This window comes from Pseudomonas sp. AB39(2026), assembly GCF_059831485.1.
In genome coordinates this window covers 997,027-1,017,084 of the sequence record NZ_CP195212.1, presented here as the reverse complement: position 1 = coordinate 1,017,084, position 20,058 = coordinate 997,027, and the positions used below count along the sequence as shown (strand labels likewise).

At 59.3% G+C, this 20,058-nt stretch carries 13 protein-coding genes and 4 pseudogenes; 7 read left to right on the top strand and 10 right to left on the bottom strand.

Annotation, left to right across the window (positions count from 1 at the left end):
- Nucleotides 1-250: 250 nt before the first annotated feature.
- Together ACSAMW_RS04400 and ACSAMW_RS04395 are read left to right on the top strand one after the other, a co-directional pair.
- On the top strand, nucleotides 251-784 hold the full coding sequence (locus tag ACSAMW_RS04400; RefSeq protein WP_500592840.1) for a GNAT family N-acetyltransferase: 534 nt from the start codon (nucleotides 251-253) through the stop codon (nucleotides 782-784).
- A gap of 380 nt (nucleotides 785-1,164) precedes the next feature.
- Nucleotides 1,165-2,382 carry an MFS transporter gene (locus ACSAMW_RS04395; RefSeq protein WP_500592839.1) on the top strand — a complete coding sequence of 406 codons (1,218 nt, stop codon included), beginning with the start codon at nucleotides 1,165-1,167 and terminating at the stop codon, nucleotides 2,380-2,382.
- Nucleotides 2,383-2,576: 194 nt separating this feature from the next.
- On the opposite strand, the gene ACSAMW_RS04390 is transcribed toward ACSAMW_RS04395, so the two are convergent.
- A complete protein-coding gene (locus tag ACSAMW_RS04390) occupies nucleotides 2,577-3,428 on the bottom strand; it encodes a helix-turn-helix transcriptional regulator (protein WP_500592838.1) in 852 nt (283 codons plus the stop codon).
- Between the two features lie 97 nt (nucleotides 3,429-3,525).
- On the opposite strand from ACSAMW_RS04390, the gene ACSAMW_RS04385 reads away from it, so the two are divergent.
- The gene (locus ACSAMW_RS04385; RefSeq protein ID WP_500592837.1) at nucleotides 3,526-4,413 is read left to right on the top strand and encodes an SDR family oxidoreductase; all 888 of its coding nucleotides are present in this window, start codon (nucleotides 3,526-3,528) and stop codon (nucleotides 4,411-4,413) included.
- A gap of 17 nt (nucleotides 4,414-4,430) precedes the next feature.
- On the opposite strand, the gene ACSAMW_RS04380 is transcribed toward ACSAMW_RS04385, so the two are convergent.
- On the bottom strand, nucleotides 4,431-4,940 hold the full coding sequence (locus tag ACSAMW_RS04380; protein ID WP_500592836.1) for a GNAT family N-acetyltransferase: 510 nt from the start codon (nucleotides 4,938-4,940) through the stop codon (nucleotides 4,431-4,433).
- A gap of 78 nt (nucleotides 4,941-5,018) precedes the next feature.
- Between ACSAMW_RS04380 and ACSAMW_RS04375 the strand changes: the two are divergent.
- Nucleotides 5,019-5,228: pseudogene (locus tag ACSAMW_RS04375) on the top strand (Hsp70 family protein); the annotation flags it as partial.
- Nucleotides 5,229-5,352: 124 nt separating this feature from the next.
- On the opposite strand, the gene ACSAMW_RS04370 reads toward ACSAMW_RS04375, so the two are convergent.
- Nucleotides 5,353-5,964 carry a DUF4166 domain-containing protein gene (locus ACSAMW_RS04370; RefSeq protein ID WP_500592835.1) on the bottom strand — a complete coding sequence of 204 codons (612 nt, stop codon included), beginning with the start codon at nucleotides 5,962-5,964 and terminating at the stop codon, nucleotides 5,353-5,355.
- Nucleotides 5,965-6,095: 131 nt separating this feature from the next.
- Between ACSAMW_RS04370 and ACSAMW_RS04365 the strand changes: the two are divergent.
- Nucleotides 6,096-6,866, top strand: a pseudogene (locus tag ACSAMW_RS04365) (MCP four helix bundle domain-containing protein); the annotation flags it as partial.
- Nucleotides 6,858-7,721, top strand: a complete 864-nt coding sequence (locus ACSAMW_RS04360) for a methyl-accepting chemotaxis protein (RefSeq protein WP_500593975.1) — start codon at nucleotides 6,858-6,860, stop codon at nucleotides 7,719-7,721. The pseudogene ACSAMW_RS04365 and the gene ACSAMW_RS04360, both read left to right, overlap by 9 nt.
- On the opposite strand, the gene ACSAMW_RS04355 is transcribed toward ACSAMW_RS04360, so the two are convergent.
- Nucleotides 7,711-8,094, bottom strand: a complete 384-nt coding sequence (locus tag ACSAMW_RS04355) for a hypothetical protein (protein ID WP_500592834.1) — start codon at nucleotides 8,092-8,094, stop codon at nucleotides 7,711-7,713. The genes ACSAMW_RS04360 and ACSAMW_RS04355 overlap by 11 nt on opposite strands.
- 178 nt (nucleotides 8,095-8,272) lie before the next feature.
- On the opposite strand from ACSAMW_RS04355, the gene ACSAMW_RS04350 reads away from it, so the two are divergent.
- On the top strand, nucleotides 8,273-8,428 hold the full coding sequence (locus tag ACSAMW_RS04350) for a hypothetical protein (protein WP_500592833.1): 156 nt from the start codon (nucleotides 8,273-8,275) through the stop codon (nucleotides 8,426-8,428).
- A 77-nt stretch (nucleotides 8,429-8,505) separates the two neighbouring features.
- Here ACSAMW_RS04350 and ACSAMW_RS04345 read toward each other — a convergent pair whose 3' ends face one another.
- The 6 genes and pseudogenes from ACSAMW_RS04345 to ACSAMW_RS04320 all read right to left on the bottom strand — a co-directional run bounded on the left by ACSAMW_RS04345 (nucleotide 8,506) and on the right by ACSAMW_RS04320 (nucleotide 19,966).
- A complete protein-coding gene (locus tag ACSAMW_RS04345; protein WP_500592832.1) occupies nucleotides 8,506-8,838 on the bottom strand; it encodes a hypothetical protein in 333 nt (110 codons plus the stop codon).
- Between the two features lie 282 nt (nucleotides 8,839-9,120).
- A pseudogene (locus tag ACSAMW_RS04340) lies at nucleotides 9,121-9,546 on the bottom strand (methyl-accepting chemotaxis protein); the annotation flags it as partial.
- A gap of 114 nt (nucleotides 9,547-9,660) precedes the next feature.
- Nucleotides 9,661-10,437: pseudogene (locus tag ACSAMW_RS04335) on the bottom strand (PAS domain-containing protein); the annotation flags it as partial.
- 89 nt (nucleotides 10,438-10,526) lie between these two features.
- Nucleotides 10,527-13,082, bottom strand: a complete 2,556-nt coding sequence (locus ACSAMW_RS04330; RefSeq protein ID WP_500592831.1) for a glycosyl hydrolase family 28-related protein — start codon at nucleotides 13,080-13,082, stop codon at nucleotides 10,527-10,529.
- A gap of 74 nt (nucleotides 13,083-13,156) precedes the next feature.
- Nucleotides 13,157-13,681, bottom strand: coding sequence for a GNAT family N-acetyltransferase (locus tag ACSAMW_RS04325; RefSeq protein ID WP_500592830.1), 525 nt, complete (start codon nucleotides 13,679-13,681; stop codon nucleotides 13,157-13,159).
- A 372-nt stretch (nucleotides 13,682-14,053) separates the two neighbouring features.
- Nucleotides 14,054-19,966: a putative Ig domain-containing protein gene (locus ACSAMW_RS04320; RefSeq protein WP_500592829.1), complete on the bottom strand. Its 5,913-nt coding sequence runs from the start codon at nucleotides 19,964-19,966 to the stop codon at nucleotides 14,054-14,056.
- Nucleotides 19,967-20,058: the final 92 nt, after the last annotated feature.

Genomic DNA, 20,058 nt, shown 5'->3' with positions numbered 1-20,058 from the left:
GCCGGCTGAGGTGTGGCGAGGGGGCGGAGCGCTATGGCGGCGTAGGCAGCCAGTTGGAACGAGGCAAGGCGATTATCCAAGGGTCGGTTGAGTTCGACGCTGTCATTCTAAGGATGCAGCAGAGTAGGATCAAGGCAGGCCGACGAACGAGGCGTCAAGGTGGCGCTCACCTTCCATAGCGTTTGCAACGTGCTCAGCACTCTGGCGTTTCACAGCCGGTAGCCACCAACGTGTTAGGCAGACTAGCAAAATGAATCAAGCACACCCGCTCACAGTTCGGAACGCCGTGGCATCGGACGCTCTTTGCATTGCAGCACTTGGCCTGCAGGTATTTCTGGATACCTATGCCACTGAGGGCATTCGTACCGCCCTTGCACGGGAAGCGTTGGAAGCGTTTTCGCCGGAAAACGTGGCCGGCCTGATAGATACGCCTGGCGTCATGCTGCTAATCGCCGACTACAACGGCCATATGGTGGGCTTTGCGCAGTTGGCCTTGAACACCGCTCACGACCTGATTGCCTTCCCCCACGCCTGCGAACTTCAGCGCCTTTATGTTCAGGAGCGCTTCACAGGAAAGGGGGTAGGGGCCCGATTGTTAACCCAGGCTGAAAGGCGGGCTCACGCCGAAGGTGCCTCCTTGCTCTGGGCGACAGTGTGGGTCGAAAACCAGCGGGCCCTGGGGTTCTATCCTCGCCAGGGGTATCAACACTTGGGGTCGCCGCCCTATACCTTCCAAGGGGAAACCCACGGGAATGCGCTGTTTGCAAAGCGCCTGCCTGTGTAAATGTTAAGGCACGACTTAAAGGTTGCGCTCAGTGTGGCTTGCTTTGGAGCGCTGTAGCTCAGCTCGCTTGAGCATTGAACGCCCTGTTTAAGAGCATGGGAACTAATAGTGACGGCAGGTAGAGTAAAGTCTGACGGTATAACTGTGTTTATTTTCAATACGTGCCGCCTCCTTCGGTTGATTCTTGGTGTCGCACCGGTTTGGCGCAAGCATTTCAACAATGCACAGTTTAGGTGAAAGCCAAATTTGTTATATACCCCTCTTGACATGAAGTTGCTGCGTGTCTAGATTTTTATCATAATCAATTGAGTAATAGTGGAATTTGAAAAATTAAAATGCCAGTGTGCGCTAAAATCAAAATCAGAAGATCAAGCATTGTCATGTTTGCCTCGATTAGCGTTCTTATAACGCTATCCGAGGCAATTTACGATTTGGTTTTTGCCAATCTGGCCTACTCAATAACCGGGAAGACCTCCTCTGTCACATCAACGTATGCTTTTGGGTATGTTGCGGAAATATTGATAGCTTTAGCTGGATCAGGTTTTATAGACAGGTTTAATAAGTGGAAGTTGTTTATTGCTACCCAGTGCTTGAATATTGTCATTTTCCTTGCTGCAATTGTGACGCTTTCCGCGCACAAGCATTCAGTATGGTTGATATGGGGTTTAGCTTTTTCAATCGATCTCATACATCAATACACCCGTATGATAATGTTTGCATTAGTCCCTTTCCTGTTTGTTAGAGAAGAAATCTCCAGAGTGAATGGATTTCTTGCAACCTTGAACGGTGTCGCTCGATCTGTCGGGCCGGCAGTGGGTGCTCTTGCTATACTTCAGGTCGGCCTCCCTATGTCGCTTGCTCTCTCTCTATCCTTTTTGATAGCGGGGGTACTCATGGCTACCCCTCTAAGCGCTTTCTATAAAATTTCATCTATGAAATATTGCAGCGAAGAATCTTCGTTAAAGTTACGATTTCAAGAGAGTTTTACTGGGGCATCACGATCGGCAGTTATGCTCCTGAAATCTAAAAAGTGGAGGGCATTTTTAGGTTCATATTCTTCTTGTGTCCTCGTAATTGGGGTGTTGGCTTTGCTTTGGATTCCTTTCCTCCGCGATTTTCACTCATTCGCCCCAGATGAAACAGGATACATTTATTCCGTAGCAGCATTTGGCGCAATCTTAGGTGGGATAGTCTCAAGAGGCTTTTCCAAAGAACACAATATCCCCAGTCTGATATTTACTTCGCACATAGTGATGTTCTTCGGTGTTGTATTGGCCGTAGGCATAAAAAACAACCCGTTCACTGTTGCTTTCGGTATGTTTTTGTTCCAGATAGGTGCCACGTTCTATTTCCGCTCAACAGCAACCATCATTCAGCTGGCAGTGCCTAAACACGTTATAGGTAGCTGGTATGGGGCTATTGACTTCATTAGCCGCTTTGCTGGGCTTTCAGGGATTCTAGTGGTCGGATTCGCCTATGATGCAGTGGGGGCTTATTGGGTATACGCTGCAATTTTGACCTTACTGATGCTCAGCAGCTTCAATTGGATTCCCTCAAGGCAAGTCAGCTTCATGGAAAAGATGCAAGCTAATCATTAAATAAACATGCCAAATTTAGGGTTTCAAATGGCGCTCTGGTAAATTCTATTTAGTTTCATGCTGCTGATCTGCATGCGTTCCACCTTGGCCGGTGGTGTGAATACCTGGGATCGCCCTTTTGTACCTTTCAAGGGGAACCCCACGGGAATGTGCTGTTTGCGAAGCGGCTGCTTGTTTAGTGGCTGGAGCACGCCTTAAAGGCTGCGCTCAAGGGGCTTGGCCAGATGCTCGGCCACAATGGCCTGCACGCGCTGCGCATCAGTAGCGGTAACCGGGTTGTACACCACCATCCACAGGTCCGGCCGGCCATCCACCGCAAAACTGGAGTATTCCAACGCTACCGTCCCCTGCGTAGGGTGCCGCAGCCCCTTGGTGCCGTCCCCGTGCATGCGCACATCGTTGTCCCGCCACAGGGCAGCAAATTCTGCACTGAGCTGGCACAGCTCATCGGCCAGGGCCGTAACCGCAGAGGTCGCACCGGCACGCGTGGCATCGGCCCGGAAAGCCGCCACGATAAAGCGCGCTACGGCTTGCCAGTCGTCTTGCCTGGCGCGCGCGGCAGGGTTGCCGAACATCAGGCGCAGAATATTGCGCTGTTCCAAGGGGAGCTGACTGTAATCGGTGAACACCGCAGCGGCGGCTGTGTTCCACGCTAAGACGTCCCAAGTAGCGCTTCTGATAAAGGCCGGGCTGAGCACAAACGTGTCCAGCACCCGTTGCAGCCGTGGCGGTACGCTTTCGGGGGCGGCGTAGACCGCTTCAGGTGGGTGGCCGAAGGCGAGCATGAACAGGTGTTCGCGTTCAGGCTCGGTCATCAGCAGGCTCTGTGCGATACGGCTCAGCACCTGGGCAGATGGTGCACCCCCGCGCCCTTGCTCCAGCCAGGTGTACCAAGTAGCGCTGATATTAGCCCGGTGTGCGACTTCTTCCCGGCGTAGCCCCGGTGTACGCCGGCGGGCACTGGAATAGCCCAGGCTGGCGGGGTCCACCCGTGCGCGGCAGTCTTTTAGATAGTTGCCCAGTCGGTGGGCTGCATGGTCTGCCATGGTGATCCTGTTAGTGGCTATACCCTGATAATGTCACGTCTTCAAGGTGATGAACCTTACGCCCATGCTCTGTGCCTTCGCAAAAGGAGATGACAACATGCGCGTGTTTCTAACCGGGGCCACCGGGTTCATTGGGTCGCAGGTCGCAACAGCACTGCTGGAAGCAGGTCACCAGGTGCTGGGTTTGACCCGCTCAACCGCTGGGGCCCAGGCATTACAGGCGAGGGGTCTCGAGCCCCACCGAGGCGTGCTTGAAGACCTGCCAAGCCTCCAAGAGGGAGCAGAGGCTTGTGACGCCGTGATTCATACTGCGTTCGATCACGATTTTGCCCATTTCGTGGCCAACTGCCACAAGGATGCAGCGGTGATTGCGGCGTTGGGCGAAGCACTGGCAGGATCGAACCGCCCACTGCTTATAACGTCCAGCACCGCCATGGGGGCGCCGAGTCACGGCCAACCCGCAGATGAGGACTACTTCGATCCCCAGCATGCCTACCCGCGCGTGGCCTCGGAGTTGGCAGGGGAGCGACTGTTACAAAAGGGCGTTAACGTTGTGGTGGTGCGGCTTTCGCAAATCCACAACCCTGTCCGACAGGGCTTGGTGACCGAGGTCATTCGGCATGCACGGGAAGTGGGGTACTGCGCCTATGTCGACAGCGGTCTTAACCAATGGTCTGCCGCGCCCTTGCACGACACTGCACGGTTGTATCAGCTGGCCCTTGATCACCACCAGCCAGGAGCCCGCTACCACGCCACGGCGGAAGGCGGCATTGCTTTTCGGGCGATTGCCGAAACTATCGCTGCCGGCCTTGGCGTCCCTGTCCAAGCGTTGCCGGCCAGCGAGGCCGCGGCAACGCTTGGTTGGCTGGCTACGTTCGTAGGTGAGGACATGAGCAGTAGCAGCATCAAGACCCGCGCACGGCTAGGCTGGCAGTCAAACGGCCATGGTTTGCTGGCCGATATTGACAAGTGCCTCAACCCCTGACTAGGCGCCAGGGGGAGTCAGGGCCTGCGAAGGCGTGCCATGCTCAGCGCATCCACATAAGCGCCATCGCGCACAGCGTAATCCCGCAGTCGGCCTTCAACGTCGAAGCCGAATCTTTCGTACAGGCCGATAGCAGCCTCATTATCGGCAAACACCGTCAGCTCTACCCGCCGCAGGTTCATCCAGTCATCGGCGACCGCCAGCGCGGCCGCCATCAGCTGGGCGCCAATGCCTTTGCCTTGCCAGGCCGAGGCAACGCCCATACCAATGGTGCCCACATGGCTCTGGCGGATACGTGAGTACTGTTCAAGGCTGATGTTGCCCACTACTTCACCTTGGTGCAGCGCCACCAGCGGTATGCGCCGGTCGGTCGTGGCTTCCAAGCGTTTGCGCCACACGTCAATGGATTGATAAGGCATTTGCAGCACCTGGCGGCATACCGCTGGGTCGCGGTACAGCTGGGTGATGCCGGCCAAGTGCATCGCTTGGAGGGGTTCGATAGCGATATCGGGCAGGGAAACAGACACTGCGGTTCATCCTTTGAAAGGGCAGGTGGGCCAGCATACCTTTGGTAGAGCGCATCAGTCTTCTGGATCCTTTCTACAGCCGTTGCTGAACGCGCATTGGGCGAGCCTGTTACCGAAGCGGTGATCAGCGTACCGGCCTATTTCAGCGACGCTCAACGCAAAGCGACCCGTATTGCCGGGGAGCTGGCCGGGCTCAAGGTAGACAAGCTGATCAACGAGCCTACCGCTGCAGCCTTGGCTTACGGGCTGGAGCAACGTGGGGAAGAAGCCACTTTCCTGATATTCAACGGCACTGGCTTCGCCGAGACGCCCCGCTTGGCATAGCTGCCGTAGTAGGCGCAGCAGCGGCCATGTACCTAAGTATGCGAGGCTAGCGGCTGACAGTGAAACCAGTGAAACCGCGGGTGGCCGATCACTGATCCCGCGCTCCACTTGGCGTGCCGCAGGGCCATAACCGACCTGTGTAGGTCACGATAGGCCCGAGCACAGGCATGTTGATTTCTATATTGAAGCAAAAGGCGCCTGCGGCCTCTGCCTCGTAGCTTCTGCCCGACGGCAGCAGCGCGCGGGGCATTGGAATGCCAGCCAGGTACCAGTGGGTTGGAACGAACAACAACGTATCGCCTTCAATCACCAAGGCCAGTGCAAAGGTCGCCAGGCCGAAGCGTTCCATCAGCCAAATGTCGCCCCGTTCCCGTTTGACCCATTGCACCGTGGCCAAGGTGTGCGCGCCGAAACATCGTACCCACCGCTCGATACCCGGTTCTGGCGAACAGCTAAGTGTTACCGGAATGTTGTTGCCGGCCTTGGGAAACCTGAACAGGTTGGCGGCGAGCCGTGCAACCAGGCCCGAGCCACGCGAGACATCAGCCGTACCTTCCCATTGCTGGGCTGTTTCCCCTTGATGCATAGCCTTCAGGCAGGGCGAAAGGGTGTCGAACGCTGGGCCGAGCACCTGCCGGTACAGCGACGTGGCTGAACTGCTTGAAGAAGCCTGCGTACCGCGTGTAGTGCGTTTAGCCATTGGCCATTTCTCTTGCTCCGGTTGCCTGCTCACGTGCCCGTGAGGTTAAGCGCATAAGCGCCTCAAGATTGCTGTGCCAGGCCGATACCACGAGAAGGCAGACCCTTTTTCTCGCACAGGAACGTCGAGACATGATTATCCGTCGTCTTAACCTCGCCCCTCGGGCCTTTATATTTTTCTCGGCCATCGTAGCAATTGTGCTGGCCTTGGGCGGCCTTTCCGTTTTTGAAATGAAAAAGCTCTACGACGCTGAGCAGGACGTGGAGACCAACTGGACATTGGGTATCCGCTATGCCGGCCAGATGCACAGTGGAATGTTGCGGTTGCGGCTGGAAAGCCTGCGCGGGGCGACCACGTCTGATGAAAAGCTACGTCAGCAGACCGTTGCTGCTTTTTCAGGCTATCGCGCTGCCTTCATGAATGCCGTCAAGCAATACGAAACCACGGTATCGGGCGACGACGATCAGGCGCTGTATAACGCCATACGCACCAGCGCTGCGAGTTATGACCAACTGCTGAACCAATTTGAACCGCTGTTGCGAAATGGCGATAGCACCGCTGCGGCTGCACTGATCAACACCACCATTCGGCCCCTCACTAACGAGCTGGAAGGGCAGATCGACAGCTTGGTGGCCTTGAATGACCACGGCGCTGCGGCGGCTGGCAAGGCAGCCGGTGCGGTCTACACCTCTAGCCGCGCCTGGGTGATAGGGCTGATTGTTGTAGCGGTGCTGGCCACCATTGTACTGGCCGTGTTGCTGGTCCGTAGCATTACTAGGCCCATTGCAGAGGCTGTCGCCATCGCCCAACGCATTGCTCGCAAGGACCTCACCGAGCAGATCGAGGTGGTGGGGCAGGACGAAGCCGCTAGTATGCTAGCCGCACTGGTACAGATGCAGGGTAATCTGCGCCAAACCATCACCCATATATCTGACAGTTCGGCCCAATTGGCTGCGGCTGCGGAAGAAATGACAGCGGTCACCGAAGATGCCAGCCGCGGGCTGCTGCGGCAGAACGATGAGGTTGATCAGGCCGCCAGCGCCGTTACCCAGATGAGCTCGGCGGTCGATGAGGTCGCGCGCAATGCTGCCGAGGCCGCGGCTGCCTCTGCCCATACCCAGTCATTGACCAATGAAGGCCTGGGCAAGGTCGCGCAGACCCTCACTGCCATTCAAGCGCTGGCCACTAATGTCGGGAGCACCAGCACGCAGGTTCAGATGTTGTCTACCCGTGCCAAAGAGATCAACACCGTGGTGGAGGTGATCCGCTCCATTGCCGAACAGACCAACTTGCTGGCCTTGAACGCGGCCATCGAGGCGGCGCGTGCCGGTGAGCAGGGCAGGGGGTTTGCCGTAGTGGCTGACGAGGTACGTGCGTTGGCTCACCGTACGCAGCAGTCTACGCGTGAGATCGAGCAGATGATTGGTTCCATTCAGGCCGACTCCGTACAAGCCGTCCAGGCCATGGAGCATAGCCAAGCGATGGCTACCTGCTCTTCCACTGTGGCCCAGCAGGCCAGCACCGCCTTGGGCCAGATCTCGGACTCCATTAACCTGATCAATGAACGTAACGTGCTCATTGCCACTGCCGCCGAGGAACAGGCCCAAGTGGCCCGTGAGATTGACCAGAACATTATCAGCATTCGTGATTTGTCTACCCAGAGTGCTGCGGGCGCCAGCCAGACGGCCATCGCCAGCGGTGAGGTGTCCAACCTGGCCACCGGCCTGACCCGCGTGGTGGGAGAGTTCAACCTCTAGGTGGAGGAACATCCTGTTGGAGCCCCAGCTTCAGCGCTTCTGAGACGTACTGCTGGAGCTCCACAGGGTTACGAATTGCTTTTTCCAAGCCATTTATTCCAGCAATGACCTGGCGCCCAGACCGGGCGGCTACCCATGCGGTCAGGGTATCGCCTACCAGAGGGTGTGCAAACTGCACCAGGGGAATACGCAGGCGACCCGCGGCGCCTTGGTGCAGGTCGTCCTCAGCGGCTGATGAAGGCGTTGAATAGGTGAGGCCTGCTTTGTCCAAGGTGTCGGTGATGTGCTGTAGCTCCGCGCGCGTGCTCTCAGTGGGTGTCGGCTCGTCAGGGCCCGGCATCAGGAGGAGGGTCACCTGGGTTTGATCGGACATTTCGATGCTCCTTCTAGCGTCCGGTAAGGTGTGGCCAGGCTAACAGAGCCCGGTGTGCGAAAAGCTGAACTGCTGTCGGAATGGCATACCTAACGTGTGTAAGCCAATAAGCGTTTCGCTAAAAGCCTGTCGGTCAGGCTACAGCACGCGCTGTCTATGATGTGAAAGGAAGAGAGCCATGACAGACCCACGTAACGTTGCACACGACAAGAAAGTACAGCAGGAAAAGAAGAATCACGGTGAGGAAATCGCGCCGGGTGCAGAGCATGCGCCACAACCTGGTCAGAAGCCTGCCATGAAGCATGATGAAGACAAGGAAGGCGAAGACGAGTAAGCGAAAGGCTAGCGCCTGTCGCTGGCGGGGCCCTAGGCCCCGCCCAACCGCCCCGTTGGCTCGGCGAGCAAGGGGGATCAGGCAGGTTGCTTGTGCAGCAGGTGGTTCACCTTGGCCTCGAACACATCCAGCAGCCAAGGTTTGGGGAGCACGTGAGCCCCTGGGGGCAGGCTGTGTTGGCTAGTACCCAAGTAACCACTGCACACCAGCACCGGCACCTCCGGTGCGTTGCTGAAAGCATCCCAGGCCAGGTCGTGCCCTGTGGATTGGCCAGGCGTTGTTAGGTCGGTCAGTACCAAGTCCCAATGCCGTCCCGGCTCTGCAAACAGTACGCGGCCTTCGTCAGCCGTGGACGCGGAAACAGGGTGCAGGCCGATGTCCATCAGTACGTCACAGATAAGATCGCGCAAGACAGGATCGTCCTCTACAACCAGCACATGATTTAAATGTGTCATAAGCGTCAGGTAATGTTCAGAGCGTGATACAGCTATAGAGCCCCGTTTGGGCTAAAAGGTCGGGAACATCCGCCAAACGGGCGCTTTGTAGAGGAATTAGTGGATAACTTGTACGTTTCAATTCTTTTTGTACAGCTTTGGCGCGGCGAATTGAATCGGGTGTATGGCAGGGCGGTAGCGCTTAGCGCGCATGTACCCTACCGGTGACTTGTCCTCAAGCGCTGGTCCCGTACGGCGTCAGTCTGCAGCCTGGCTGGAAAACTGCTCTACGGCCGCGACTACGCTATTGGCACCCTGCTGAATCTCCTTGATCACCTCGTCGGCATCACTAGCCAGCGACAACGCAGCCTCGGCCTGCTGCTTGCTGTGCCCGATCATGCTGACTGCGCTGGAGGCCAGGGCCTGGTTTTTCTTGACCACATCCACGATCTCGCCAGTGGCCTGGGTGGTTCGGGAGGCCAGTTGCCTTACTTCGTCCGCAACTACTGCGAACCCGCGGCCTTGTTCCCCGGCGCGTGCTGCCTCGATGGCCGCGTTCAGGGCCAGAAGGTTGGTCTGGTCGGCGATGCTGCCAATGGTCTTGACGATGGTACCGATCACTTGGCCCTGGGCGTCCAGGGCTTTGATGCCTTGGGTGGCGTCTTCCATGAGCGTAGACAACTGGTTGAGCACAGTGACCGTGCTCTGGATGACCTCACGCCCTTGGCGGGCACTGGTATCGGTGCGCAGCGAGGTGTCATGGGCCATGTCTGCCGCCTCCGAAACAGCACGCTCCCGGTTCACTTGGTCTGTAATCACAGTGGCGAACTTGACGATTTTATATAAGGTGCCATTGGCATCCAGGATCGGGTTGTAAGACGCTTCCAGCCAGATCTCCCGGCCACTTTTGTCCACCCGGCAGAACCGGCCCGCTACGTAGATACCGCGCCGCAAGGTATCCCAAAACTGCTCGTACTTGGCCGACTGGGCTTCTTCCGGCAGGCAGAACATGCGGTGGTGCTTGCCCTGGATCTGCGGCAGCGTGTACCCCACCCCGTCCAGGAAGTTCTGGTTGGCCGTGAGCACGATACCGTCCAGGGTAAATTCAATCACTGCGGTAGAGCGCATCAAGGCGCCCACCAAGGCTTCGTTCTCCCTGGAGGCTTCAATGGTGCGTGTCAACACGCTGGAGTACAACATGACGCGTTCGGCACGCCCTTCCTTGCGCGAAAACGGTATCACCAGGGTTCTCAACCACACATGGCCGCCTTCACGGCGAGACAGCCGAAGGGTGCCGCTGAAATGCTTGCCCTCGGCAATGGCATCCAGCGCCTTCCGCTGGTGCACATCATTGGCCAGTTCAGGCGGCGTGAGCTCGCGAAAGGGCCGCCCGCTCAATGCCGCCTTGGTATAGCCCAATTCCTGTTCGAACAGCGAGTTGGCATCCACAATGGCGCCGTTCTCGTCCAGGGTCACGGCAACTGTTTCACGATCCAGGGTTTCCTTTACGTGCTCCAGTGCTGCGAGCCGTTGTTCCAGGCTGTGGATCTTGTCTTTAAGGCGAGCATTGAACATGACGGCGGCTCAAGGGAGGGTGATGTCTAGCTATCGGCCCGGCCTCGTTTACCTTGAGCGCAATCTATCAGTTAAGCCAATTAATGCACTCAAGCCGCAGAACCCTCCGCTGTGCTCTGCCCGATCAGCTCTACCGATTGTTCATGGTGCACCGGCGCGAAGTAGAAACTGTTTGGCGTAAGCCCGGCGACTTGGTCGCCTACCAGGGTGACTTGGAAAGAGCGGCCTTGGTCATCCGCCGTAAAGTTGCGCACATAGGTGCGGTCCAATGCGGCGTTGTAGCTGACGTTGAGCGTGGTGCCGGTGCCGTCGCCCAGGCTGGTAAAGCCCAGATCTTTTACATAGAGGGCGTCCATGCTCTGGCTGTAATCGGTGATCAGGTCCGAATGGCTTTGGGTGGCGGTGCGGTAGCTGTCCTCCAGGCGGTTGAATATGAACAGGTCGCCACCGCTACCGCCTGTCAGCCGGTCGGCCCCGGCACCCCCTGTCAGCTGATCCATGTTGGCACCACCGTCGATACGGTCATTACCAGCCCCTCCATTGATCACGTCCCGGTTGTTGCCGCCTACCAGCACATCGTTACTCTCAGTACCGGTCAGGGTGTCACGGTAAGGGGGCAAGCTGTCCACCACCTTAGTGCCAGGAACCAGGGCGAAGTCGATGCCGGTCAGTTGCAGGCCATTCACCTGGTTGCCGTTCACCGCCATTTCAAAGTGCCCCCCCTGGTTGTCCTGTTCCTTGGAGTACAGCCGGGTGAGGTCGTGAGCGCTGTCGTAGGCCAACGCGAGCGTAGTGCCTGTGCCGTCCCCCAGGCCGGTAAAGCCCAGCCGGCTGACGTCAATACGGTCGGAGGCGTTGAGGTCGAAGTCGGTGATCAGGTCCCGGCCTTGGGTACCGCCAGATCCGGCAACAATACTGTCCCCCAGCGCACTGAACAGGAAGGTATCGGCCCCTGAGCCACCGCTCAAGCGATCACCGCCAGCACCGCCATCCAAGCGGTCATCGCTGCCCAGGCCAGAGAGGGTGTCGCGCCCAGCACCGCCCACCAGGGTCTCTTCACCGTGGGTAGTGCCCTTGAGCGTGTCGGCGCCGTCTGTGCCCGCGATCAGTGTCTGGAAATTGGCTGCTGTGAGCTGCCCACGGTAATCGCCTTCCAGGCCCACCTCGAACCGGTGGCCTTGGGCATCGGCGTCATAGTTCTTCAGGTAGGTGATGTTCTTGGCCGCGTTATACACCACGGCCAGGGTGCCGTTGTGGCCGTCACCTAAGCCAGTGAGGCCCAGCCCGGCTACGTCGAGTTTGTCCGTGGTCACGTTGAACTGGGAAATTCGGTCGGCATGGCTGCTGGAGGCATCGCGGTAACTGTCGTCTACCGTGTCGTAACGGAAGGTGGTCGTGGTGGTGTAACGCTCACTTGGCAAAGTGCCCGACAGTCGGTCGATGCCGCTTCCACCTACGAGTACGCCATGGCCCACGCCCGAGGACAGGTAATCGTCGCCATCACCGCCGTAGATCACTCGGTTGTTGAAGTTGAAACCATTGTAATAATCGATGAAGTCATCCCCGGCGGTGCCAGTGGTGTAGATAGTCCGCTCATTGGCCAACAGCCGACTGGCTTCCCCTGTCAATTGAGGGGCGGTGAGGCTCGCGCCAATGTAATTGTCTTCTATACGCGTAGCGTTGCTACTGCCGGTTTCCTGTACCACGGGCCCCAGTACGGATTTTTCGCCGGAACGCTCGTCCAGGAATTGGTTACCGCTCACTAGCGTGCCCGTACTGTCTTGCAAACCTATGGCCTGTAACTGGTTCAGGTTGCCATAGGTCTCGAACGTATTGTCGATGACCTGCGTACCCTGCGCGTCTACGGCTTGCAACGCTGCCCCGCGGGCGCTGGTACTCAGGGCGACCTGCTCAACCACGGCGCCGACTGTACCTTGCAGGTGAACGCCATCCAGGCCGTTGGACGATACTTGGCCGCCAATCAGTGAACCTGCCGCACCGGTGGCATCACCTTCGAAGGCCACACCATGGCCTTTATTAGCGGTGATGTAGATGTCCCGTACGCTGAGCGGCCCGGTGACCGTTACCCCGTTCCCACCATTGTCCCTGCTTGTGATGTCAGTGACTTGGCTGTTCACCAATCCAGAAGCGATGACGCCATCGAGGTTATTGTCGGAGATGTACCCGCCGTTGACCCTCACTTGGCTGCCGTTGCCTCGCAAGTCCAGCCCATAGCCGGACATCTGCGCGGCCTGCACCTGCTCCAGGGTCACATCAGTGCTGTCGCCCAGCACGAAGCCGCTGACTTCGCCCGTATTATGGGTGCGGTTGCCATCCAGCCGTATAAAGGCCATACCGGTATGGTCACCCACGCTGCGTACCAAGGCGTCCGTGGTGCTGGCGCCGCTGGCCAATTTCAGGGTAGAGGGGTTTGTATAGCCACGTGCCCCTTCCAAGGTAACGTTGTCCTTGAGCAATAGGGCGGCGCCACCTTCGGCAGCGCTGACCAGGTAGTTGCCACCTGTGAGGTAAACCGTGCCGCCACCCGACGCCGCTGCAGCATCGATCGCTGCCTGAAGGGCCTGGGTGTCGTTGGTGCGTCCATCACCACGTGCGCCAAAATCACTTGCATTGAAATCGGTCATCGGTTTTTCCTGGTAGGTGTCAGCAAAAGTGCTCAGGTGTAGAACGCGTCATTTCCAGCAGGCGCCTTAATGACTCAAGGCATGTCGCCCAAGGGTAGCAACGGATAAACGAATCGGCGCTCTCGTGTGGCGATTTCGCTGGCATTCGTCATCGCCTCATGAAAACCGCAGCGCTCTAGCACGCGGCGTGAACCTCTGTTTTCATCGAAGACCCAGGCCACGAGTGTGTGCAGCGCCCAGCGCATTCGCGCCTGGTGCATCAGATGTTCGAGCGCTAACGTGGCCAACCCTTGGCGGGTGGCTTGCTGGGCAATGCGGTAGCCCACTTCGGCTTCACCAGCCGCCTGGTTGATGGCTTTGAGGTTGGCGCGGCCCACAATGTCGCCCTTAGGGGTACAGAGCACGAAGGGGTGCCAAGTGCCTGCCGCCAGGCCTTGGAGGTAGGTGTCGATGTGATCGGCCACGCCCTGAAGAGAATAGAACGAGGGCGGGCGAGCCTCGATATGGGCGTCGAACCAGGCGCGATTGGTGTGTTCGAACGCCAGCAGTGCGGGCGCGTCGGTATATTGCAGTCCGCGAATGTAGACCTTCTCGACCATCCTTTGGCCTCCCTTAGCCCCCACATTTTTGCAAGCGCATGGCATGCGGTACGTTCCCGGCCTTCGCCTTCGGCTACGACCGGTCCCACAACAGGGCCCCTGTAGGAAGCTGGCGAAGCCTGCGAACCTAGCCGAACAGGTAAAGGCAGGATACATTCCCGGCCTACGCCTTCGGCTACGGCCAGTCCCACAACGGCCGTGCGCAGCAGGCCTCCTGTAGGAAGCTGGCGAAGCCTGCGAACCTGGCCGATCAGGTAACGCAGGGTATGTTCCCGGCCTACGCCTTCGGCTACGACCGGTCCCACAACAGGGCCCCTGTAGGAAGCTGGCGAAGCCTGCGAACCTGGCTCAACAGGTAGCAGGCTTCTCTTTTTAGACCGCTAGGTCGCTGGCATGCAAGGCGGTCACACCCACTAGCTTGATTTCGAACTCCGGCGTGGCGTCGGCGTTTACGCTGCCATATAGCACGCCGTTTTCGAAGCGCAGCTGGCCGGTGGCGTCGCTGGTGCTGAAAGCGCCGGTGCCAATGAACGTGAAGCTTTCATGGGCCTCGGTGGCACTGTTGGCGTCCACACCAGACAGGTCCAGGGTATCGCCCTCTACGGACTTGAAGCCGTACACAGTGTCGGCCTGAATGCCCAGCCCCAGGTCACTCAGCGCTTTGAACAGGTAGGTATCGGCACCGCTTCCGCCGGTCAGCGCATCTGCGCCGGCACCGCCGATCAATACGTCGTTGCCGGCACCGCCGTTGAGGGTATCGTTGCCATCGCCGCCGTCCAGGGTGTTGGCGCCGCCACTGCCAGTGAGGGTGTCACCGAACTGGCTGCCGATCAGGTTTTCGATGTACTTGAGCGTGTCCAGCCCGGCACCCTGGGTATTCTGCTGGGCGGTGGTGCTCAGGCCCACGGTCACCCCGGCCAGGGCGGTGGCATAGGACACGGTGTCGTTGCCGTCACGGCCATCGAGCACGTTGTTGCCTGCGCCTGACACCAGCAGGTTGTCCAAGGCATTGCCGATGCCGTTGGCAGCCAGGTCGGTATTGATGACCAGGTTCTCCACGTTGGCCGTCAGGGTATAAGTGGCCAGGGTGCTGTACACCGTATCGTTCCCGCCAGTGATCACGTTGGTATTGGTCTCGATCACGCTATCGTCGGCATTGTCCACGTAGTAGGTGTCCGAACCGTCACCGCCCGTGAGGCTGTCTGCGCCAGCGCCGCCGTCCAGCACGTTGGCGGCCGCATTGCCGGTAATGAAGTTGCGCAGTTCGTTGCCGGTGCCATCGATGGCCGAAGGGCCAGTGAGCACCAGGTATTCCACGTTCGTGCCCAGTGTCCAGCTCACGGAGGCCTTGACCGTATCGATCTGAGAACTGGCGCTGTTGGTCTCGATCACCACGTCTTGGGCATTGTCCACGATGTAGGTGTCTTTGCCGTCTCCGCCGCTCAGGGTGTCTGCGCCCAGGTCGCCGTCCAGGGTATCGTTCTGGGCGCTGCCCACCAGTGTGTCGTCCTGGTCGGTGCCGCGGATGTAACCCCCCACCTGGCTGGCTGCCTTGTCATAGATGTCTTGGACGGTGGTGTTGTCGTCAGGGTTGCCCTGATAGCCCAGGTCGCCGGCAATGTAGTCGGCCAGGCGCTGGCCCACGATCTCAGCAGACCCTTCATGCAGGTGCCACACATCGTCCGGGTAGGTGATGGGGTCCACTTCCTGGCGCAACGGCAGGTCGCTGTAGTCCACGGCCAGCAACACGTCGCTGCGCTCGGCGGCAATGGCCTGTTGAGCCGCGCGCACGGCTTGTACGCCATTGAGCACGGAGGCGATGGTGGCCTCGTCGAAGCCCCGAACGCGTGCGCCGTCGGCATCGTAGTGGCCGGTTTCCATCAGGTACACCTTGAAATCGCCCAACTGTGCGTGCAGGTAGTCGAATACTTTCAAGGTAGACGCTTTGTACAGCTCAGCCTGAGCCACCGGGTCAGCGGCGCGGGAGATTTCCTGGGCTGCTTCCTCACCCTGGCCCCAGATGATGCCCATGGTCACCTTGTCGACCGCCTGCAGGGTACTCATTTGCTCTTTGAGCAGGCCCACGGCACGCAGCAGCGCAGGCCCTGGTTCATTGGTGTCGGTGAACCACCAGGACAGGCGCAGTTGTTCGGCAGTGCCGGTAGACACGCCACACACGGTGCTGCCGCCCACGGCCACATCGATGCCGTTGCCGTCGGCATCGGTGAACTGGCTGCGCACGTCATAGTCGGTGTACTTTTTCAGGTCATCGACCATCTCGCTGATGCCTGAATGGCCATCGTCGTTGATGGTGCGCATCAACCGGGCATTGGACTGGCCCAAGGTAGGCAGGAACAGAATGTCCTGCTGGGCACGGTCGGCGAACACAAAGTCGCTGTCGGTGAGTTTGCCTTGGTAGTTGCCATCCAGGGTGATCTCGAACCGGTTGCCATCGGCGTCTGTTTCCGGCGACTTGATGTAGGTCTTGGTACCTGCCGAATTCAGGCTGATGGTGAGGGTGTGGTTGTCGCCCTTGCCCAGGCCCAGGAAGCCCAGCGCACTGACGTCAATCTTGTCCTGGCCTTGGGTAAAGCCGTAGATCGTGTCGGTGGCCGTGAGGCCGCCGCTATCGTAGTCACGGTAACTGTCGAGCACGTTGCTGAAGCGGAACACATCGTTCCCGGCATCCCCATACAAGGCGTCCACCCCGGCACCGCCGTCTAGCACGTCGTTGCCTGCACCGCCGCGCAAGGTATCGTTGCCGCCCAGGCCCAGTATCTGATCGTCAAAGGCCGTGCCGGCGAGGCTTTCACCGGCGTCGGTACCGGTCACCGCATGGATCGGGGCCTTGGCGATCTGCAGCGCAAACACATCGCTGACCGACGCGCCGCTCGGGTCTTTGGCGGTGACCAGCAGGTTGTATTCGCCGGCCTGGTTTTCCCCAGGGGTACCGCTGAACGTACGGGTGGCAGCATCGAACGTCAGCCACGAGGGCAGAGGCGTGCCGTTCTGAAGGGTGGCGGTATACACCAGCCGGTTGCCGTCGGCGTCGGTAAAGGCCGTAACCGGCACCACATAGGTGAAAGGTGAGTTTTCGGTTGCGGTGGTGTCCAGCAATGGGTCGCTCACCACCGGTGCGTGGTTCCCTGGCACACCACCTGCCGTGAAGAGAATGCTGGAGGCGTCCAGCGTGCCTACGTAGTTGCCTTTGAGGGCCAGCTCGAAGCGGTTGCCATTGGCGTCCGCGTCATAGCTTTTAAGGAAGGTCTTGCCGGTGTTGGCGCTGTATTGCAGCAACAGCGTGCCGTTGTAGCCATTGCCCAGGCCACTGAACCCCAGGGTAGACAGGTCGATCTTGTCCTGGCCAACGGTGAAATCCACCAAGGTGTCGGAGAAGCTGGCCGTAGCGGTACGGTAGCTGTCGGTCAGGTTGGTGAAGCGGAACACGTCGTTGCCCGCGCCGCCGGTGAGCTGGTCGATGCCGGCTCCCCCTACCAGAACGTCATTGCCATCGCCCCCATTAAGGGTGTCGTTGCCTGCCAGGCCCAGCAACTGCTCGTTTGCGTCAGTACCGGTAAGGGTGTCCTTGCCGGCAGTGCCGGTGAGCACAACGGCAGGGGCGCTGGGAGTATCCTGCACGGTGAGGGTAAAGGTATCGCTGGCCAGGCCTGAGCGGCCATCCGCAGCGGTGACTGTCACGCTCAAGGTGCCCGCCGCGTTGGTGTCCGGGGTGCCGCTGAACGTACGGGTGGCGGTGTCAAAGCTTAGCCAGCTGGGCAGGGCGCTGCCGTCGGCCAATGTTGCGGTGTAGGTGAGCGTATCGTTGTCCGAGTCGGCAAAGCTGCCTGCCGGCAGCGTATAGCTGAAGGGCTGGGTTTCCTTGGCCGCCTGGTCATCCAGCGGCACCGCCAGCGTGGGCGCGTGGTTCGCTGGTGGGGCCACGAAGATAAAGTCCGAGGCTTGCAGGGTGTTCAGCAGGTTGCCAGCCAGCGCCAGCTCCAGGCGGTTGCCATTGGCGTCGGCATCATAGTTCTTGATGTAGGTCTTGTTGGCGCTGGCGCTGTACTGCAGCAGCAGGGTGCCGTTGTAGCCATTGCCCAGCCCGGTATAGCCAAGGCCGGCCAGGTCGATCTTGTCCACGCCCACGGTGAAGTCAGTGATGGTGTCCGCATAGCTGGTGCTGGCGGTGCGATAACTGTCGGTGACACTGGTGAACCGGAAGGTGTCAGCCCCTGCACCGCCCGTGAGTTGGTCGGCCCCGGCACCGCCGATCAGCACGTCGTTGCCCGCACCGCCGGTCAGTGTGTCTTTACCCGCCGTGCCCGTGAGCACTTGGGGGCTGGTGTCAGGTGGGCCCTGAACAGTCAAGGCAAAGCTGTCGCTTGCCAGGCCTGCGCGGCCATCGGCAGCGGTAACGGTGACATTCAAGCTACCGACCGCCGTGGCGCCAGGTGTGCCGTTGAAGGTGCGCGTTGCCGCATCGAAGGTCAGCCAGGCGGGCAGGGCGCTGCCGTCTGCCAGGGTGGCGGTGTAGGTCAGGGCATCATTGTCGGCATCCGTGAAGCTGCCGGCCGGGAGTGTGTAGCTGAAAGCTGTGGCCTGGGTGGCCGCCTGGTCTGTCAGGGGGTTAGCCACCACGGGTGCATGATTCACCACAGCGGGGGTGGCAAAGACAAAATCCGTAGCCTTGAGGGTGTTGAGCAGGTTGCCGCTCAGAATCAGCTCGAAGCGGTTGCCGCTGGCGTCCGGCTCCAAGGATTTGATGTACGTTTTGTCGCCTGCGCTATTGACGGTGGCATACACGGTGCCGTTGCGACCATCACCCAGCCCGGTGATGCCCAGTGCCGACAGGTCGATGCGGTCCTGGCCCGCCGTGAAGTCAGTGATGGTGTCCACGCGTATGGCGCCACCGCTGTTGTAGTTGCGGAAGCTGTCCGAGCGGCTTTCGAACACAAAGGTGTCTGCACCGGTGCCACCGGTAAGGGTGTCCACACCACTGCCGCCATTGAGGGTGTCATCGCCCGCACCACCTATCAAGGTGTCGTTCCCTGCCAAGCCCTGCAGTGTGTCGTTGCCATCGGTGCCGGTGAGGGTGTCATCGCCGGTGGTGCCTTGGGGGGTGCTAGGGAGAGGGGGTGTATCCTCGGAGGGTGTAGTGCCCACGGTAGTGCCGTCGCCGTACGTCAAGGTGCTGCCTTTGGTGGTGTGGCTGATGGTGTTGTCCAGGATCGTGTTGCGATCAGTGCCGTTTTCGTCGCGCTCGGCCACGCCATAGGTGGAGTTGGCGCCGCCGGTGATGGTGTTGTCGAGAATATGGTTGTCGCTGCCGGAGAAGAGCTTGCCCGACACGCCCTTGGTGTCGTCAAAGCTCTGAATGATCACTTCCGGCACCGGCGCATTCAGGCCGTTGTTGGTCAGGGTATTGCCCGTGACGGTTACGTCGCTGCTGCCGTAGATGCGTACGCCTGCGCCGCCATTGTCGTGAATGTCCACGCCGGTCACGGTCACGCCGCTGGACAACTTCACCAGTACACCCTCGGCCCCGTTGTCGTACACGGCGCCGCCCTCGATGGTGACGTTGTAAGGCGAAGGAATATTCTCGCTGCCGCGCTGCACCACGATGCCACCGGCGCCATTGCCGTAGGCCACGTTGCCGGTCATGGTGAAGTCGTGGGTGCTGGTCACAATGTTGAACCCGTGGCGGTCATTGTCGTACGCCACGTTGTTCACGTACTTGGTGTCGATCATGTAGTCCGCGACAAAGCCGTCCAGGCCGTTGCCATGGGATACACAGTTCTCGATCAGCATGTTCACGGTCTGCTCGTGGGGGTCGAAGCCGTACCCCGAGCAGTCTTTGATCTCGACCCCACTAAGGGTCACGTTGGTGTCCTGGCCATCCTGGCCGGGAATGTAGCCGTTGAACCAGCCATCGATCTTACCGGTGGTGTTATCCCGGTTGCCGTCGATGGTCAGGTTGCTCAGGCCGAAGTCATGGGTTTCTTCCCCATAGGCCGAGCGGATCACGCCGGTGATCTTGGTGTTGGAGCCGTCGGCCACTTTCACCGTGGTGAGCCCGGCGCCTGCACCTTCCAGGTAGACGTTGCTCTTGAGCATCAGGCAGCCGTCGCCTGGTTCCTCGCGAGCAGACACGATAAAGGTGCCTGTGGGCACGAAGACCGTGCCGCCACCTGCCGCCTGGGCAGCGTTGATCGCTGACTGAATGGCTGCTGTATCGTCCGTGATACCGTCCCCGACCGCGCCGAAATCCTTAACGTTGAAAATCATGTGGTTATTCGCTCGCATAGAAAAGGTGAAAGGCGTTGCCAAGAAGTCGGCGCAGGTAACGACGGTGTATGACAGCGGCTTCAGAGAATTGC

What these genes read in the sequence shown, in the direction of transcription:
- ACSAMW_RS04400 (WP_500592840.1), top strand. Translation starts at nt 251, where the DNA reads ATGAATCAAGCACACCCGCTCACAGTTCGGAACGCCGTGGCATCGGAC.
- ACSAMW_RS04395 (WP_500592839.1), top strand. Translation starts at nt 1,165, where the DNA reads ATGTTTGCCTCGATTAGCGTTCTTATAACGCTATCCGAGGCAATTTAC.
- ACSAMW_RS04390 (WP_500592838.1), bottom strand. Translation starts at nt 3,428, where the DNA reads ATGGCAGACCATGCAGCCCACCGACTGGGCAACTATCTAAAAGACTGC.
- ACSAMW_RS04385 (WP_500592837.1), top strand. Translation starts at nt 3,526, where the DNA reads ATGCGCGTGTTTCTAACCGGGGCCACCGGGTTCATTGGGTCGCAGGTC.
- ACSAMW_RS04370 (WP_500592835.1), bottom strand. Translation starts at nt 5,964, where the DNA reads ATGGCTAAACGCACTACACGCGGTACGCAGGCTTCTTCAAGCAGTTCA.
- ACSAMW_RS04360 (WP_500593975.1), top strand. Translation starts at nt 6,858, where the DNA reads ATGCAGGGTAATCTGCGCCAAACCATCACCCATATATCTGACAGTTCG.
- ACSAMW_RS04355 (WP_500592834.1), bottom strand. Translation starts at nt 8,094, where the DNA reads ATGTCCGATCAAACCCAGGTGACCCTCCTCCTGATGCCGGGCCCTGAC.
- ACSAMW_RS04350 (WP_500592833.1), top strand. Translation starts at nt 8,273, where the DNA reads ATGACAGACCCACGTAACGTTGCACACGACAAGAAAGTACAGCAGGAA.
- ACSAMW_RS04330 (WP_500592831.1), bottom strand. Translation starts at nt 13,082, where the DNA reads ATGACCGATTTCAATGCAAGTGATTTTGGCGCACGTGGTGATGGACGC.
- ACSAMW_RS04325 (WP_500592830.1), bottom strand. Translation starts at nt 13,681, where the DNA reads ATGGTCGAGAAGGTCTACATTCGCGGACTGCAATATACCGACGCGCCC.
- ACSAMW_RS04320 (WP_500592829.1), bottom strand. Translation starts at nt 19,966, where the DNA reads ATGATTTTCAACGTTAAGGATTTCGGCGCGGTCGGGGACGGTATCACG.